This is a genomic window from Kluyvera sp. CRP (genome assembly GCF_019930565.1).
Taxonomy (GTDB): domain Bacteria; phylum Pseudomonadota; class Gammaproteobacteria; order Enterobacterales; family Enterobacteriaceae; genus Kluyvera; species Kluyvera georgiana_A.
Genome location: NZ_CP082841.1, coordinates 2051307 through 2065100, shown reverse-complemented (window position 1 = coordinate 2065100; position 13794 = coordinate 2051307). Strand labels below are relative to the sequence as shown.

General features: G+C 56.9%; 13 protein-coding genes. 4 read left to right on the top strand and 9 right to left on the bottom strand.

Going from position 1 to position 13794, the window contains the following annotated elements; translation table 11 throughout:
* Window positions 1–86: 86 nt before the first annotated feature.
* The 9 genes from recC to rppH all read right to left on the bottom strand — a co-directional run bounded on the left by recC (window position 87) and on the right by rppH (window position 10037).
* Window positions 87–3455 (bottom strand): exodeoxyribonuclease V subunit gamma, encoded by a 3369-nt coding sequence (recC, locus tag K7B04_RS09715; RefSeq protein ID WP_223803903.1) that lies wholly within the window; start codon window positions 3453–3455, stop codon window positions 87–89.
* Between the two features lie 12 nt (window positions 3456–3467).
* Window positions 3468–3788, bottom strand: a complete 321-nt coding sequence (locus K7B04_RS09710) for a prepilin-type N-terminal cleavage/methylation domain-containing protein (protein WP_223803902.1) — start codon at window positions 3786–3788, stop codon at window positions 3468–3470.
* Window positions 3773–4177: a DUF2509 family protein gene (locus K7B04_RS09705; RefSeq protein ID WP_223803901.1), complete on the bottom strand. Its 405-nt coding sequence runs from the start codon at window positions 4175–4177 to the stop codon at window positions 3773–3775. Before K7B04_RS09705 ends, K7B04_RS09710 begins: the two co-directional genes overlap by 16 nt.
* Window positions 4174–4728, bottom strand: coding sequence for a prepilin peptidase-dependent protein (locus tag K7B04_RS09700; protein ID WP_167575095.1), 555 nt, complete (start codon window positions 4726–4728; stop codon window positions 4174–4176). The genes K7B04_RS09705 and K7B04_RS09700 overlap by 4 nt, the downstream gene beginning before the upstream one ends.
* Window positions 4722–5180, bottom strand: coding sequence for a prepilin peptidase-dependent protein (locus K7B04_RS09695; RefSeq protein WP_167575094.1), 459 nt, complete (start codon window positions 5178–5180; stop codon window positions 4722–4724). Before K7B04_RS09695 ends, K7B04_RS09700 begins: the two co-directional genes overlap by 7 nt.
* Before the next feature lie 168 nt (window positions 5181–5348).
* Entirely contained in the window at window positions 5349–6143 is a 795-nt protein-coding gene (gene thyA, locus K7B04_RS09690) for a thymidylate synthase (RefSeq protein WP_064542985.1), read from the bottom strand.
* Window positions 6144–6149: 6 nt separating this feature from the next.
* Entirely contained in the window at window positions 6150–7022 is an 873-nt protein-coding gene (lgt, locus tag K7B04_RS09685; protein WP_064542984.1) for a prolipoprotein diacylglyceryl transferase, read from the bottom strand.
* Between the two features lie 225 nt (window positions 7023–7247).
* On the bottom strand, window positions 7248–9494 hold the full coding sequence (ptsP, locus tag K7B04_RS09680; protein ID WP_163446350.1) for a phosphoenolpyruvate--protein phosphotransferase: 2247 nt from the start codon (window positions 9492–9494) through the stop codon (window positions 7248–7250).
* 12 nt (window positions 9495–9506) lie between these two features.
* Window positions 9507–10037, bottom strand: coding sequence for an RNA pyrophosphohydrolase (gene rppH, locus K7B04_RS09675; protein ID WP_035893962.1), 531 nt, complete (start codon window positions 10035–10037; stop codon window positions 9507–9509).
* 683 nt (window positions 10038–10720) lie between these two features.
* Between rppH and mutH the strand changes: the two genes are divergently transcribed.
* From mutH to K7B04_RS09650, 4 genes are all read left to right on the top strand, one after another.
* Window positions 10721–11416: a DNA mismatch repair endonuclease MutH gene (gene mutH / locus K7B04_RS09665; protein ID WP_167575093.1), complete on the top strand. Its 696-nt coding sequence runs from the start codon at window positions 10721–10723 to the stop codon at window positions 11414–11416.
* 120 nt (window positions 11417–11536) lie between these two features.
* On the top strand, window positions 11537–12250 hold the full coding sequence (locus tag K7B04_RS09660; RefSeq protein ID WP_065358153.1) for a TerC family protein: 714 nt from the start codon (window positions 11537–11539) through the stop codon (window positions 12248–12250).
* A gap of 123 nt (window positions 12251–12373) precedes the next feature.
* Complete coding sequence (locus K7B04_RS09655; RefSeq protein WP_097162008.1) at window positions 12374–12592, top strand: YgdI/YgdR family lipoprotein; 219 nt, start codon at window positions 12374–12376, stop codon at window positions 12590–12592.
* A 128-nt stretch (window positions 12593–12720) separates the two neighbouring features.
* Window positions 12721–13761: an NADP(H)-dependent aldo-keto reductase gene (locus K7B04_RS09650; RefSeq protein WP_163446352.1), complete on the top strand. Its 1041-nt coding sequence runs from the start codon at window positions 12721–12723 to the stop codon at window positions 13759–13761.
* Window positions 13762–13794 lie beyond the last annotated feature (33 nt).

Below are 13794 nucleotides of genomic sequence, written 5' to 3'. Positions count from 1 at the left end.
TGGATCTGGCAGCTGCCACTCATCGGTCCGTGACGCGTTGCGCATAGTAAATGAACAACTCAGATTGCGCAATTTTTATACAGCAACTATGACTGGTGAAAACGAAATAGCGGCAGCAGATACGGCGTCGTTTGCTCGATAATTGCCTCATACTGCGCGGGTTCCAGGGTACGCCACAGGCGCTGATACCAGACATCGTCCCCTTCGCCGCTCACCACCATATTGCCTTCATACACCTGCATAAACTTGCTGCGTGCTTTTTGCTGCGTTTCCTCGTCCCTTAAGATGGCATCATTTTGGGCATCGTAACAGGCTTTTATCCACGCACCTCCGCTTTCAGGTAAGAACAGCAGCGGTTGGCACATGCCCTCGCGGTACCCGGCGACCAGCTGCGACAGATACGCTTTCGCTTCATCCGCCGCCAGGGGTGGGAAGCACCACTCGCCCTCTTTGCGCAGCAACAGCCGGCTTTCGCCGCTGCCGCCGCTAGCACAGTAGACAAGGTGTTCCAGCCAAAGTTGCATTCCTTGTGCCACGCTAAGCAAAGATGGCCGCCAGCGCAACAGCCCATTCTCCTGAACCTGCGGTAACCATCCGGTTATGTTAACCCCGTCGCAATCAAGGTCTATTTCGAGACTCTTTCCTTCCCGGCGATATTCAATAACCCTGCTCGCCAGCGCGGCCATCTCCTGACGCTGCGCCTCCCAGGCAATTTCGCCAAACGGCCCGTAGGGGAGCTCTCCCGCCGCACGATAGCGGCGATACATCGCTTCCGGCGTCTGCTCTTCAATCAGGGTATTGAGCAACTGTTGGTTAAGCTGGTAGCGGGTCAGCCCCTCAAGGGTAAACGGCTCGGTGTCGGGAATGTCACTCTCTTCGCTACGGAAATTGACCTGTAAACGCATCTGGAAGAAGGCACGAACCGGATGACGCCAGAAGCGCTGTAGCTGCTCCAGCGGCAGCGTTGTCAGTTCAACAGGCTCCAGCGGCTGAATAAATTCGCCGTGCGCTTCCCCCTGACGGCTGGCGGCCGCCAGCCATTCCTGAGCATAGCTTTGGCGCTCATCGTGCTGGTAATTCTCCGCGTCGAACGGCATGCGGCTATGCAGGTGCATGATGTGACTCTTGACCCGTCGCTCGCTTTCATCGCAGTTCAGCGCCTCATCGCCTTCCAGGCAGTGGCTCTGGCCGATATAGTCCAGCAGTTCCTGCACCAGCACCGATGGGTAGCGCTCGCTGTTATCCTGAATAGAGCGACCGATGTAGCTGATATAAAGCGATTTTTCCGCCGACATCATGGCTTCGAGGAACAGGTAACGGTCATCGTCGCGACGGCTACGATCGCCGCGCAGCGGCTTCTGGCTCATCAGGTCAAAGCCCAGCGGCGCCAGCGCGCGCGGGTAGATACCATCGTTCATGCCCAGCAGGCACACCACTTTGAACGGAATAGAACGCATCGGCATCAGGGTACAAATATTGATAGGCCCCGCCAGGAAGCGCTGGCTGATACGCTCTTGGTCCAGACGCTGAGCCAGCTCATCGCGCAGCAGCGACAGCGGCACTTCACCGGCGTATTGCGACTGTACCCCCTGAGCGATAATCCCCTGCCACTGCTGCTCAATCAGCGTTAGCGCCGCTTCGGTATCCTGATCCGGCAGGAAGAAGTCGTTAAGCATTTCGCGGCACACCGGTAGCCACTCTTCGAGTGAACGCCCTTGCGTCAGCACCTGTCGCCAGCGGTTAAGCTGCATGAGCAGCGAAGCCAAATGCCCCACCAGCTCGGCGATAAGCCCGCTGGATTCATCATAGGGCAGCACGTCCTGCCACTCGCCCTGGCGGCTTTCCATGGCGTAACCCAGCAGCATGCGCGTTAGACCAAAGCGCCAGGTGTGCTGCCCGGTCGCCGGGAGATCGAGTTCGCGCACGTTGTCGTCGTCCATCCCCCAACGCACGCCAGATTCGCTGACCCATTGGCGCAGATGCTGCAAACCGGCTTCATCAATGTTGAAACGGGTGGCCAGCACCGGCACGTCGAGCAGCGCCAGCACGTCTTCGCTGGTGAAGCGGCTGTCCGGTAGGGAAAGCAGCGTAATAAATGCCTGCATCGCAGGATGCGCCTGACGGGCGCGGCGGTCGGAAATGGCATAAGGCAGATAGCGCTCGCCGGTGGCGCTGCCAAACACGGCCTGGATAAACGGGCTGTAGCTGTCGATGTCCGCCACCATCACGATGATATCGCGCGGCGTCAGCGTCGGGTCGGCCTCCAGCATCGCCAGCAGACGGTCGTGCAATACTTCCACCTCGCGCTGCGGGCTGTGGCAGACGTGGACGGTCAGGCTGCGGTCATCGTGGGCCAGGGTGCGTTTGTTGCCGCTCCAGGCAAACTCTTCAGCGGTGCGCCCGGCCACTGCGCTGTTTTTCAGCTCCAGCACGTCATATTGAAGATTGTGCAGCAGGTTATCCGGCTCGATATCGACGAACGCATCCAGCTCCTGATAGCGCTCCAGCCCTGCCAGGAGGTAGATATAGTCGCGCCCCAGTTTGCCCCAGGAGGCCAGCATCGGGTTACCAACGTCCTGTTCACCGTTATCGTTAAATAGCCCCGGCGCGCTGCTGGCGTCCTGGAATAACGGCAGTTCACGCTGCTCACGATAGTGTCGGCGCTGGCGCGCCATCAGCCGGGCGAGGAACGCCGGATCCTTAATGTCGCCCCAGTAATAGCGGCACGGGTTGGTGAACAGCACGTAGATATCCACATGCTTGCCCAGCGCCTGTAGCGCGTGCAGATACACCGGCGGCAGCGCTGAGATTCCGCAGATAAACACCCGCGACGGCAGCCCGTCAGGTTTCTCGCTGCTGTTTTCCAGCGTGTCGATAAAGCGTTGGTAGAGATTGGCGCGGTGCCACTGCGGCTGTCCCAGCGCTGCGGTGTGCTCCACCAGCGCTTTCCATAGCGGAGCCTGCCACTGCTGCGCCTCACCGACGTCATCCACTAACTCTCCGGCTTCCCACTTCGTGAGCCACTGCGGGCGATAGACCAGATACTGGTCGTACAGATCGGCCACCCGTGAGGCCAGCTGGAACAGCTTGCGTTTATCGGCATCGTCAGTCAGATAGTGGCGCAGCGGCGTAAAAGCCTCGTCGTCCAGCATGCCCGGCAGCAGCGTCATCAGCTTCCAGCTCATGCTTTGCTTATTAAAGGCGCTCTCGCCGGGAATCTCGGGCAAAACGCGGGTAAACATGTCCCAGATAAAGCTCGCGGGCAGCGGGAAATCGATGTTAGCGGCGATACCAAATCGCTGGGAGAGCGTCATCTGTAGCCATTGCGCCATCCCGGTACTCTGCACGAGGATCATTTCAGGCTCGAAGGGGTCAGCCAGCCGGTCCTGCTCCACGATAAATTCCATTAACGCTTCCAGCACGTCCAGACGGTTGGAGTGGTAGACCCTTAACATATTCGCTCCTGACTACTGACTGACCGGGCAATGCAGACGCGTTAAACGCCCTTGCCTGCCCATGGGGGTGGTAATAGTAGCATTGATGCTGACACAACGTTGTGACGATGTCTGTACTCGCTGGCTGTTCCAGCCTTCCGGCAGCGGCGCGGCCAGTTGCTGCGTTTGCGCCCATGCATAGCGCCACATCTGACGATACTGATTAAGCTGAGTGTTACCAGCGGCCAACGCGTGGTAGTATCCGCCCAGCGCCGTCACCACCATCACCATTAACAACATAGCCAGCATCACCTCCGGCAGGCTAAAACCGCGTGATTTCAGGGTATCTGGCATAGTAGCGCCTCCTTCAAGGGACAAAAATCACTCCAGCCATGGGCTGAAAACTGAAGGTTACCGGCGGCCCAACGCCCCGATTGCCATAGCGAGAAACCGTCGCTTTGTGCTATCAGCAACAACCTGCCGTCGATCAATAAGCGCAGGCAAATGCGGGTGTCTGCGGCATAGGTCATACACTGGGTTCCCGCTTCAGTTCCCCATGGTTGGAGCATCCCCCACTGCAACGCCGAATGCGCCTGCGCCGTGCGCTGTATCGCCAGGCTTTCGTCGTTCACCATCGCCAACCGCTGGCGCTGCGCCTGATTCAGCCCCTGTAGCATCAGGCTGCCGAGCACCAGCAGCATCAGCACCATGGCCAGCGACGAAACGCCGCGCTCGGCATTCACTGGTTGTATCCCGTCACGCCGTACTGCGCGGTGACCCTGCCGCCGCGCGTACCGGTTGCCGACAACGTAATAGCAAGCTCGGGCGGAAAACCGCTAAATGTGTGGCGCACCACCTGAAAGCTCGTCACCGTGAGCGCTGCGGGATCGGTCATTTTGTCCCAACCTTTTCCCTCGCAGGTGGTCGCGCCACGTAGCGTTTCCAGCACGCCGGACTGTAGCCGGAAGCCGATGCTGTCAGCCTCGTCGGCGGGCGATGTTTGCCAGAGACCATTGCTATCGCCATCCCAGCGGGCAATCACGCACTGCCCCTGCTGCGCAATCTGCAACGCTTCGCCGCCGCAGTCGTCATCCCCACAGTACCCAGCGCGCTGCAAATGCTTCGCGACCGTGAACACTCGCAGCCAGAGATCGTCTTCCAGCGTTTGCTGCTGAGTCTGCGCCAGTACGCCCCGCTGGAGCGCGGGGAGAAAGCGTGACGCGCCAAGCAGCAATACGCTGCTGATAGCCATGGCGATCAATACTTCCAGCAATGAGAAACCTCGCATCAGCATGTCGCCCCCTCACACAGGCGAATTCGCCCCCAACTGGAGATAACAATCGTCCAACTCCCCGCCTCGCTCGACACCATCAGGCTCCCCGCCCACGCGGTATTTCGCAGGCCAAAGAAAGTCAGGTTTGGCGTCATTTTGCTGAGTGAAACCTCGGTCCACGGCGGCTTGAAAATAGCCGGGTTTCCGGTAGGGCAGCCTTCCAGTACCGCATCGTCCGCGATGAGGCACCAGCCCTGCGCTTCGTGGTTAACCCGTAGCCGACGGTCTCGGTTATGCCAGTTGGCATCGTTACGCAGATAAAGCAGATAGTCCCGTAGCGCACTGGCGGTTTGCCACAAACGCTGTTCTTGCTGCCAGCTGCGCCAGCCATACAGGCCAGAAGCGCCAAGAATGAGCACCAGCGTCAAGGCGATTAAGGTTTCGATAAGGGTGTAGCCCTGTTCTCTGTTCATGGCGGCAGTTTCCTGCGATGAGCAACGAAGCGCGAGCGCGGATTACGCGTTTTACATGGGGCTTCGGAAAAAGGTGAACGAGTTGCAGCGGGTTACAAATAAACGGGAAGCGGCATTCAGAAAATAAAAAACGGCGCTGAGAGCTGCGCCGTTTTTCGGTCAGGAAGATTAAATCGCCACCGGCGCTTTGATACCCGGATGCGGGTCGTAGCCTTCGATTTCGAAGTCTTCAAAGCGGTAGTCGAAAATAGAATCAGGTTTGCGTTTAATCACCAGCTTCGGCAGCGCGCGCGGTTCGCGCGTCAGCTGCAGCGCGGTCTGTTCCATGTGGTTGCTGTAAAGGTGGGTATCCCCGCCAGTCCAGACGAAGTCGCCCACTTCCAGGTCGCACTGCTGCGCCATCATATGCACCAGCAGCGCATAGCTGGCAATGTTGAACGGCAGGCCGAGGAACACGTCGCAAGAGCGCTGGTAGAGCTGACAGGAGAGTTTGCCGTCTGCCACGTAGAACTGGAAGAAAGCGTGACACGGCGCCAGCGCCATCTTATCCAGCTCGCCGACGTTCCACGCCGAAACGATGATACGGCGCGAGTCCGGGTCGTTTTTCAGCTGGTTCATGACGGTGGTGATCTGGTCGATATGACGGCCATCCGGCGTCGGCCAGGCGCGCCACTGTTTGCCGTAGACCGGGCCAAGGTTGCCGTTCTCATCGGCCCACTCATCCCAGATGCTGACGTTATTTTCATGCAGGTAGGCAACATTGGTGTCGCCCTGCAGGAACCACAGCAGTTCGTGGATGATAGAGCGCAGATGGCAGCGTTTGGTGGTCACCAGCGGGAAACCTTCTTGCAGGTTAAAGCGCATCTGGTGGCCAAAAATGGAGAGCGTACCGGTGCCGGTGCGGTCATTTTTCTGGGTGCCCTCATCGAGCACCTTCTGCATCAGTTCGAGATACTGTTTCATGCTTCCTCAGGAGATCTGTTTCTGCGGACGGCGAAACGCCCAGACCATCATAATGATACCCGCAAGCACCATCGGAATCGAAAGAATCTGCCCCATGCTGATGTACTGTACCCATTCACCGGTGAACTGCGCGTCCGGCTGGCGGAAGAATTCAGAAATGATGCGGAACAGACCGTAGCCAATCAGGAACAGGCCGGAAACCGACCCCGCCGGACGCGGCTTACGGATAAACCAGTTCAGGATCAGGAACAGGACAACCCCTTCCAGCGCCAGTTCATACAGCTGCGACGCGTGGCGCGGCAGGGAACCGTAAGTATCAAACAGCGTTTGCCATTCCGGATGCGACGGCAACAGCGCCAGGTCTTCCGCACGGGAGCCCGGGAACAGCATAGTGTAGTGGAAGCTCGGATCAACGCGGCCCCACAGTTCGCCATTGATAAAGTTACCCAGACGACCACACCCCAGGCCGAACGGAATCAGCGGCGCAATGAAATCAGACACCTGGAAGAAGGTCCGCTTGGTGCGTTTGGCGAAGATAATCATCACCACGATCACGCCGATCAGGCCGCCGTGGAAGGACATCCCGCCGTCCCAGACGCGGAACAGATACAGCGGATCCTGCAGGAAAGAGTCGAAGTTGTAGAACATCACGTAGCCGATGCGCCCACCGAGGAAGACCCCGAGGAAGCCTGCATACAGCAGGTTTTCAACTTCGTTTTTCGTCCAGCCGCTGTTCGGGCGGTTCGCGCGACGCGTCGCCAGCCACATGGCAAAGATAAAGCCCACCAGGTACATCATGCCGTACCAATGCAGGGAGACCGGTCCGATGGAGAAAATTACCGGATCAAAGTCCGGGAAACGCAGATAACCACTATTCATCTGTCACCACAAATGCTTGTTATTCCGCCGAAAGTGGACAGCGGTAGAGATGCGCGCCGTAGGCTTCAGGCGCTCCAAAGGTGCGAATGATAGCATAAGGGGGCTGAGAGGTGATGCGGGGAAGATGTAAAAGATATGTATAAGCGAAGGTCGCCGGAGACTCCCGGCGACGCTGACATCCGGCAATGGGCATCGGGTTGCCTGATGACGCTGCGCTTATTCGGCCTACAGGCCGCCGCGAATCAGGCCGCCGAGACCGCGACGCTCCATAAAGGCCGCGACCTGATGGCGCACTTCGGTGGCCATCTGCGCCTCAAGGCTGCGCTGGGCGAGCGTTTGCGCGTCTTCAAGATCGATATTACGCAGCAGATACTTCACGCGCGGTACCGAACGACCGTTCATCGACAGATGTCGGAATCCCAGGCCAATCAGGATGGTGACGCACATCGGGTCGCCCGCCATTTCGCCACACAGACGTAAATCGATGCCATAGCGTTCCGCTTCCTGCACAATCATCGACAGCACGCGAATCATCCCCGGATGCAGGCTATCGTAGATGCTGGCAACGCGGGTATTGTTACGATCCACCGCCAGCACATATTGCGTGAGATCGTTGGTGCCCACGGAAATGAAGTCGATGCGGTTCGCCAGATGCGGCAGCATAAAGACCATCGACGGCACTTCCAGCATAATGCCAATGCGCGGTTTCGGAATGGCGTAGCCGATCATCTCTTCCACTTCGCGACCGGCGCGGTCGATGAGACGGCGCGCTTCGTCAACCTCTTCCAGACTGGTGACCATTGGCAGCAAAATGCTCAGATTGCCGGTCGCCGCGTTGGCGCGCAGCATCGCGCGCACCTGTATAAGGAAGATCTCCGGCTGATCGAGCGTGATGCGGATCCCGCGCCAGCCGAGGCAGGGGTTCTCTTCACTGATCGGCATATACGGCAGCTGTTTGTCTGCCCCGACGTCCAGCGTACGTAGAGTCACCGGCTTGTCGTTGAACATCTGTAGCATGCCCTGATACTGCGCCACCTGCTCCTCTTCGGAAGGGAAACCGCTTTGCAGCATAAACGGAATTTCAGTGCGATACAGGCCAATGCCGTCGATGCGCCGCCCCAGCTTCTGCTCATGCTCCGGACTAAGACCGGCATTGAGCATCACCTTCACGCGCTCGCCGCTTTTCAGCTCTGCCGGGCGCTCAACGTCTCCTTCCGCCAGGCGGCTGAGTTCGTTTTCTTCGCTGATAAGCCGTTGATATTCTTGTAGCAGGATCGGTTCAGGATCCACCAGCAGCTCGCCGCGGTAGCCATCCACCACCAGCGTACGCCCGTGGAGGATCGACGGCTGAATATCGGCGCCCATCACCGTAGGGATCCCCAACGCGCGTACCATGATCGCGGCATGAGAGTTGGCGGCACCGTCGCGTACCACCACGCCGGCTAAACGATCCTGCGGCACTTCCGCGAGCGTAGCGGCGGAGAGTTCATCCGCCACCAGCACAAAGCGCGGCGGCCAGGCATTGGCGCCTTGGGTGGTGTCATCAAGGTGGAACAGCAGACGTTGCCCCAACGCACGCAGATCGCCTGCGCGTTCTTTCAGGTAGCCATCGCTGAGCGCGGCAAACTGTTCGGCAAACTTCTCAATAACCGTTTTCACCGCCCATTCGGCCACCGAGCCATTATCCACCGCGGCAAACAGCGCGCGGCGCAGGCTGGCGTCAGAGAGCAAGTGCGAATAGAGGTCAAAAATCGCCGCCGTCTCTTTTTGCGCTCCGGCGGCATAGCGTTTGCTGTAACGACGAAATTCGTTCGCCGCCTCTTCCAGCGCGCCGGTTAAACGCTCGCGCTCCAGTTGCGTATCCAGCGATGATGCTTCATATACCTGCTCCATCAGCGGCAGGGTGGCGTCCATCCAGCCTTCGGCGATCGCCACGCCTGGCGAAGCCGGCAGCGCGCGGATACGCGTCTGACGATACTGCCCGAACAGCGCCGTCAACTGAGACTGCGAGAGGATAGCCGCCATCTGGGTGGCGAGCGTGACCAGGAATGACTCTTCGCTTTCGTCGTACTGTCTCAGCTCGCGCTGCTGCACCACCAGCACGCCCAGCAGTTGGCGGCGCTGAATGATCGGCACGCCAAGAAACGCGCGGAAGCGCTCTTCTTTCACTGAGGGAATGTATTTATAGCTGGGGTGTTTTTGCGCGTCGGCGAGGTTAATCGGTTCGGCCAGGCGGCCAACCAGCCCGACGATCCCTTCATCGAAGGCGAGCGTAATGGTACGACCGCGCGGTTTTTTCAGGCCGCGGGTCGCCATTAAATAGAAGCAGCGTCGATCGTTGTCGGCGAGATAGACGGAACAAACCTCGGTCTCCATAGCCAGGCAGACATCGGTGACCAGAATATCCAGCGCCTCGTTCAGACGAGGCGCACTCGCGACCTTCTCAACAATTTCGCGTAAGCGAGTGAGCATAATATGCGTGGCTTAACCTCTTTTACGTCGATAAGCAGGCGCGCTTTGCGGTTTTGGCGCGCTCTCCGCAAGCGCCATCACTACGCTGGCGAACTCTTTCATCACCCGGCGGTAGACGTCACGTTTAAACGACACGACCTGACGCACCGGATACCAGTAACTCACCCAGCGCCAGCCGTCGAACTCCGGCGTGCTGCTGGTTTGCATATTGATATCCGCGTCATTGCCGATCAACTGCAAGAGAAACCATTTTTGTTTCTGGCCGATACAAACCGGCTTTGTGTCCCAACGCACCAAACGTTTAGGCAATTTGTAACGCAACCAGTTTCGGGTCGAAGCGAGGATCCGTACGTCCTTACGGCTTAATCCAACTTCTTCGAACAGTTCCCGATACATCGCCTGTTCTGCTGTCTCACCGGGGTTTATGCCCCCTTGCGGGAATTGCCAGGAGTGCTGACCGTAGCGTCGGGCCCACATAACCTGGCCCTGACGATTGCAAATTACAATACCAACATTTGGGCGGTAGCCATCGTCATCAATCACCGGACTACCTCAAAATAAGCTTCAATGTGAATGATTGTTTCACACTCGCTGGAAACGGTAAACCACTCTATTACAGCACGACCATCGAATAACATTTGAATAACTCACAGTAATCATCAGAGTTATAAACAGAGAACCGCGTTCATCCGCGATTTTATTCACTTTTTCTGTGGATAGAGTTGTGAAGAAGTACGGAATTACCCAGGGAAAACCCAGAGTACTCTGAATAATCGCATGCAAGCCGTTCACAGTAAAATGATATTTTTCATTAAGTTATTATGGTTAATCCTCTTGCATTAGCGCATAACGTGATGATCATCACATAGGGGATCCTCCAACTGATGAAAGATCGAGCAATGCCGATTTTATCCACAGATTGTGCCAACATCTTAGACATCTTTTGTGCGAAAATTCGATTTTCGTCGCACGTCAAGGCTGTAAATTGAAACAGTAGTGGGGCTTTTCCCCAGTTATCCCATTTTTCTGTGGATAACATGGTGTAAGATCCTGTTCATTGTCAGTGACCAGATTTGGAAAACCTTTTTTCGCGGCGTTTTTACGCTGAAAAATAGCTTAAAAAATCCATTATAATCATCACGTTGATATATTTACTCAGAAAAAGTTAAACTCTATCCACACCCGGCAAAACAGTCGTTCATTTTTTCACCAAAAGGCGCTTTATCATGTCAATGCTCGCCCCGCTTCCCGAATCGCCCAAAACCCAGGCCGAGCTGCTTGCGCAGGCGCAGCGTCTGGCGGGCTATTCGCTGGGCGAACTGGCGGCGATGGCCGGTATCGTCCCGCCCAAAGATTTGAAGCGTGATAAAGGCTGGATTGGCGTGCTGCTGGAAATCTGGCTCGGCGCCAGCGCCGGCAGTAAGCCAGAGCAGGATTTCGCCGCGCTGGGGGTCGAGCTGAAAACGATTCCCATTGACCGCCAGGGACGCCCGCTGGAGACCACGTTCGTCTGCGTCGCCCCGCTGACCGGCAATTCCGGCGTCACCTGGGAAAACAGCCACGTTCGCCATAAGCTCAAGCGGGTATTGTGGATTCCGGTAGAGGGCGAAAGAACGATTCCGCTCGCCGAGCGCCGCGTCGGCGCGCCGCTGCTGTGGACGCCGAGCCCGGAAGAAGAGCATCAGCTGCAAATGGACTGGGAAGAGTTAATGGATCTGATTGTTCTGGGACAGGTCGAGCGCATTACCGCCCGACACGGCGAAGTGCTGCAGCTCCGCCCAAAGGCCGCCAACAGCAAAGCGCTCACCGAAGCCATCGGCGCGCACGGTGAACCGATTATGACGCTGCCGCGCGGTTTCTATCTCAAAAAGAACTTCACCGCCGCCTTGCTGGCGCGCCACTTTATGCTGCAAACGCATTAATTTTTTTGCCCTGCCGCCCGCCGGGATTATACTCCTCGTGCTGCTGGCGGCAGGATTGCCCTACAGCACCCACAAAGTACATCTATTGACGCTTTCGCTTTTTTTGGCAGGACTTATCTAATGTTATTTGCATGGATCACCGACCCCAACGCCTGGCTTGCGCTCGGTACGCTGACGCTGCTGGAGATCGTTCTGGGGATCGATAATATTATTTTTCTCTCTCTGGTCGTCGCTAAGCTTCCTACCGCGCAACGCGCCCATGCCCGTCGTTTAGGGCTGATGGGGGCGATGGTGATGCGTCTGGGGCTGCTGGCTTCTATCGCCTGGGTGGTGAAGCTCACCAACCCGCTGTTCACCGTGTTCGATCAGGCCATCTCGCTGCGCGATATTATCCTGCTGCTGGGCGGGCTGTTCCTTATCTGGAAGGCCAGTAAGGAAATTCACGAGTCGATTGAAGGTGATGAGGAAGGGCTGAAAACCAACGTGCATTCGTTCCTCGGCGCGATTGTGCAGATCATGCTGCTGGATATTATCTTCAGCCTCGACTCGGTCATTACTGCCGTTGGTCTCTCTGACCACCTGTTTATCATGATGGCGGCGGTGGTGATTGCGGTGGGCGTGATGATGTTTGCCGCACGTTCAATCGGCGAGTTTGTCGATCGCCACCCATCGGTGAAAATGCTGGCGCTGTCATTCCTGATTCTGGTCGGCTTTACGCTGATCCTCGAGAGTTTTGACGTCCACGTGCCGAAAGGTTACATCTACTTCGCCATGTTCTTCTCTATCGCGGTAGAAAGCCTCAATCTGCTGAGAAACAAAAAAAATCCTCTCTAATCTGTCGTTTTTGGCCCTCTTTTGAGGGCCATGTCTGATTTTTTTCAGATTTTACTGCTTTATGCTAACGCAAGAGTCGGTTATTACTAGACTATTAAGAGTGCGGCGATAAAGGGGATGACGATGACAAAATGGGCAGTATTGATTTCCGCAGTAGGTTTAGCCTTTGCAGTTTCCGGCTGTAGCAGCGATTACGTCATGGCGACCAAAGATGGCCGAATGATTCTTACCGACGGAAAACCAGAAGTCGACGACGACACCGGGCTTATCAGCTACGAAGATCAGCAGGGTAACAGAATGCAGATCAATCGCGACGACGTCTCACAGATTATCAAACGATAAAGACAGAGAGGTCAGCCGCTTGCTGGCCTTTTTTCATTTTCTGCTTTCCCTTTTTCTTCCCCTCTGCCATTTTTATATTCCTTTGTCGGGACTCTTTCCCGACGCTGTTGATAAAAGGAAGCCGGCTTATGCAGTACCACCGTATCCCCCACAGCTCTCTTGAGATAAGCACCCTCGGGCTTGGCACCATGACGTTTGGTGAACAGAACAGCGAAGCCGACGCCCATGCACAGCTTGATTACGCCGTGAGTCAGGGTATCAACCTGATCGACGTCGCGGAGATGTATCCTGTGCCGCCGCGCCCGGAAACCCAGGGTCTGACTGAAACCTACGTTGGCAACTGGCTGACGAAACGCGGCAACCGTGAAAAACTGGTGATTGCCTCTAAGGTTAGCGGCCCGTCACGCAATAACGACAGCGGCATCCGCCCCAATCAGGCGCTGGACCGCAAGAACATTCGCGACGCGCTGCACAACAGTCTGACGCGTCTGCAAACCGACTATCTCGACCTCTACCAGGTGCACTGGCCTCAGCGCCCAACCAACTGCTTCGGCAAGCTGGGCTACACCTGGGCTGATTCCGCACCGGTCGTATCCCTGCTGGAAACGCTGGAAGCGCTCACCGAGTATCAGCGCGCCGGGAAAATTCGCTATATCGGCGTCTCGAACGAAACCGCGTTTGGCGTAATGCGTTACCTGCATCTGGCCGATAAACACGATCTGCCGCGTATTGTGACCATTCAGAACCCGTATAGCCTGGTCAACCGCAGCTACGAAGTCGCGCTCTCAGAAGTGAGCCAGTTTGAAGGTGTTGAGCTGCTGGCCTATTCCTGCCTGGCGTTCGGCACCCTGACCGGTAAATACCTGAACGGTGCCAAACCGGCTGGCGCGCGCAATACGCTGTTTAGCCGCTTTACCCGCTACAGCGGTGAGCAGACGCAAAAAGCGGTCGCCGCCTACGTGGAGATTGCCAAACGCCATAACCTCGACCCGGCGCAGATGGCGCTGGCGTTCGTCCGCCGTCAGCCGTTCGTCGCCAGCACACTGCTGGGCGCGACGACGATGGAGCAGTTGAAAACTAACGTGGAAAGTCTGCACCTGGAATTGAGTGAAGAGGTATTAGCCGAAATTGAAGCGGTGCATCAGGTATATACTTACCCGGCACCTTAAGATTGTGCTCTTCCGGGGTCGCTTGCGACCCCG

What these genes read in the sequence shown, in the direction of transcription:
- recC (WP_223803903.1), bottom strand. Translation starts at nt 3,455, where the DNA reads ATGTTAAGGGTCTACCACTCCAACCGTCTGGACGTGCTGGAAGCGTTA.
- K7B04_RS09710 (WP_223803902.1), bottom strand. Translation starts at nt 3,788, where the DNA reads ATGCCAGATACCCTGAAATCACGCGGTTTTAGCCTGCCGGAGGTGATG.
- K7B04_RS09700 (WP_167575095.1), bottom strand. Translation starts at nt 4,728, where the DNA reads ATGCTGATGCGAGGTTTCTCATTGCTGGAAGTATTGATCGCCATGGCT.
- K7B04_RS09695 (WP_167575094.1), bottom strand. Translation starts at nt 5,180, where the DNA reads ATGAACAGAGAACAGGGCTACACCCTTATCGAAACCTTAATCGCCTTG.
- thyA (WP_064542985.1), bottom strand. Translation starts at nt 6,143, where the DNA reads ATGAAACAGTATCTCGAACTGATGCAGAAGGTGCTCGATGAGGGCACC.
- lgt (WP_064542984.1), bottom strand. Translation starts at nt 7,022, where the DNA reads ATGAATAGTGGTTATCTGCGTTTCCCGGACTTTGATCCGGTAATTTTC.
- ptsP (WP_163446350.1), bottom strand. Translation starts at nt 9,494, where the DNA reads ATGCTCACTCGCTTACGCGAAATTGTTGAGAAGGTCGCGAGTGCGCCT.
- mutH (WP_167575093.1), top strand. Translation starts at nt 10,721, where the DNA reads ATGTCAATGCTCGCCCCGCTTCCCGAATCGCCCAAAACCCAGGCCGAG.
- K7B04_RS09660 (WP_065358153.1), top strand. Translation starts at nt 11,537, where the DNA reads ATGTTATTTGCATGGATCACCGACCCCAACGCCTGGCTTGCGCTCGGT.
- K7B04_RS09655 (WP_097162008.1), top strand. Translation starts at nt 12,374, where the DNA reads ATGACAAAATGGGCAGTATTGATTTCCGCAGTAGGTTTAGCCTTTGCA.
- K7B04_RS09650 (WP_163446352.1), top strand. Translation starts at nt 12,721, where the DNA reads ATGCAGTACCACCGTATCCCCCACAGCTCTCTTGAGATAAGCACCCTC.